This is a genomic window from Arthrobacter sp. P1_A5, from assembly GCF_056406825.1.
Genome location: NZ_JBFTZL010000310.1, coordinates 1 through 2,351, shown reverse-complemented (window position 1 = coordinate 2,351; position 2,351 = coordinate 1). Strand labels below are relative to the sequence as shown.

Below are 2,351 nucleotides of genomic sequence, written 5' to 3'. Positions count from 1 at the left end.
TCCGCGGGAGTTTGGCTCCCACCGCGGCCAGCACCGGCGCGCCGATCACGACGCCGAGGGCGTAGGCCGAAATCAGGTGCCCTGCCTCGGGCGTGCTGATGTTCAGGCCCTGTTCGATCTCCTTGAGCAGGCCCATCATGGTGAATTCCGTGGTGCCGATGCCAAAGCCGCCCATCGCGAGGGCAATGATTGCCAGGGCAACGTGACGGGTGCCGGTCTTGGTCGGCGCCGGGGCGTGTGTGGTGGTTGTCATTCGTCTTTTCGGAGAGATTTTCCGGGAGAGACCGGATGGATCGGACAGATAAATATGCTTTTAAGAACCGGGAGGGACGCCGAATATTCCGGAAGGTGTCGTGGCGGCCGCCTCCACCATTGTCCCCTACCTGAGCCGGCCCCGGCCCCCGGCCCCGGGCGCCGGACCCTGCGCCCGCCTTAGACTTGAGGGCGTGACTGGACTCATAGGCGTCGTTGGCGGCGCAGTAGTGGACTCCCTGGCCGACCCGGGCATGCTCCTTGTGGCCCGGCGCACGGCGCCGCCGCAGTTTGCCGGAATGTGGGAGTTCCCGGGCGGAAAAGTCGAAGCAGGAGAGGCCGCCGAGGACGCCTTGCACCGCGAGCTCCAGGAAGAACTGGGCGTGCTGGTGCGGCTCGGGGCGGAACTGCCCGCGGAAACCGCCGCGGGCTGGCCGCTCAACGCGAAGGCGGCGATGAGGGTCTGGTTCGCGGAGCTCGCGCAGGGAGAACCCCGGCCGCTGGAGGACCATGACGAATTGCGCTGGCTCGACCTCCGCAATCCGGCAGGGGTCCTGGACCTGCCGTGGATCCCGGCGGACCTCCCCATCGTCGAGGCCCTCCTGGCGGCTGTGCAGGCCACCGGGCCACGCGGAGTGGAAGCGGGCCTGGGCCGCTGACCGGACTCGCCGCCGCGCTTCGGGAGCCCGCCTCTCGCCAAACCGTCAGGCATGTGCCTACTCTGATCCCAACCGAGAGGAGTGGCCCGTGCAGGTCGGTGTCGGACGAGAGCAGCGAGCCGGAGAACGTCGCGTCGCGGCCACACCGGAGACGGCCCGGCAGCTGACAGCGCTCGGGCTCCATCTCCTGGTCGAGAGCGGTGCCGGCACCGAAGCAGGCTTCGCCGACGCCGCTTTCAAGGAGGCCGGCGCGACGGTGATCTTCGAGCTCCCGTTCGAGGCCCTGGACGTCCTGTTGCATGTCCGCCCGCTCACCCCGGAGGCCGCGGCCCGGCTGCGGCCCGGCACCGTCACCATCGGGCTGGCTTCGCCGTCCTCGGAACTGCCAACCGTCCGGGCACTCGCCGCGGCCGGGATCACCTCTTTCGCCCTGGAGCTGCTTCCGCGGATCTCCCGGGCGCAGTCCATGGATGCGCTCAGCTCCCAGTCCCTGGTCACGGGCTACCGCGCCGTGCTGGAAGCCGCCGTCCGCTACCCGCGGTTCTTCCCGCTCTACATGACCGCCGCCGGTACCATCCCGCCGGCGAGGGTGCTGGTCCTTGGCGCCGGCGTCGCCGGGCTGCAGGCAATAGGCACGGCGAAGCGGCTCGGCGCCCGGGTCTCGGCCAACGACATCCGGGCCGACTCCGCCGAGGAAGTCGCCTCGATGGGTGGCACCTTCATCAACCTGGACATCGATGCGGCGGCAGACGGAGCCGGAGGCTACGCCCGTGCCCTCGGCGAGGACCGGGCGCAACGCCAGCGCAGCCTCCTGGCCCCGCATGTCGCGGCGGCGGACGTCCTGATCACGACGGCCGCCATCCCCGGCCGGGCCGCTCCCTTGCTGGTGACCACCGCCATGGTGGCCGGCATGCGGGCGGGGTCTGTCGTCGTCGACCTCGCCGCGGAGTCCGGAGGCAACGTCGAAGGCGTGATCGCCGGCCAGGACGTGCAGGTGCCGGTCGACGGCGGATCGGTCACGCTCGTGGGTTTGCAGGACGCGGCATCCGCCATGCCCTCGGACGCGTCCCGGCTTTTCGCCCGGAACGTCAGCAACTTCCTCGTGCTCATGACCGACTGCGGCTCGGTGGCCCCGGACTTCGACGACGACGTGGTCGCCGGAACGTGCCTGACCCACGGCGGCACGGTGCGGCACGCCCCCACCGCGGAAGCATTGGAAAGGGAGGCGTGATGGGCCCCGTCGTGTTGCTGACCGTGGTGGTTCTCGCGGTGTTCGTTGGCTTCGAAGTCGTCTCCAAGGTCACCAGCAAACTGCACACGCCGCTCATGTCCGGCGCCAACGCYATCCACGGCATCATCCTGGTCGGCGCCATCATCGTGGCCGGACAGGCCAGTGACCCGTGGGTCCTCGGCATCGCGCTCCTGGCCGTCGTCCTGGCC

3 protein-coding genes and 1 pseudogene are annotated in these 2,351 nt (G+C 69.9%); 3 read left to right on the top strand and 1 reads right to left on the bottom strand.

Going from position 1 to position 2,351, the window contains the following annotated elements:
* Positions 1 to 253: pseudogene (locus AC1D1S_RS20725) on the bottom strand (MFS transporter); the annotation flags it as partial.
* Between the two features lie 193 nt (positions 254 to 446).
* Here AC1D1S_RS20725 and AC1D1S_RS20720 point away from each other — a divergent pair.
* The 3 genes from AC1D1S_RS20720 to AC1D1S_RS20710 form a co-directional block, all read left to right on the top strand.
* Positions 447 to 911 (top strand): (deoxy)nucleoside triphosphate pyrophosphohydrolase, encoded by a 465-nt coding sequence (locus AC1D1S_RS20720; protein ID WP_476995401.1) that lies wholly within the window; start codon positions 447 to 449, stop codon positions 909 to 911.
* Positions 912 to 999: 88 nt separating this feature from the next.
* Complete coding sequence (locus AC1D1S_RS20715; protein ID WP_476995400.1) at positions 1,000 to 2,142, top strand: Re/Si-specific NAD(P)(+) transhydrogenase subunit alpha; 1,143 nt, start codon at positions 1,000 to 1,002, stop codon at positions 2,140 to 2,142.
* Positions 2,142 to 2,351: proton-translocating transhydrogenase family protein (locus AC1D1S_RS20710; protein WP_476995399.1), on the top strand; the 210-nt coding region annotated here is incomplete at its 3' end. The genes AC1D1S_RS20715 and AC1D1S_RS20710, both read left to right, overlap by 1 nt.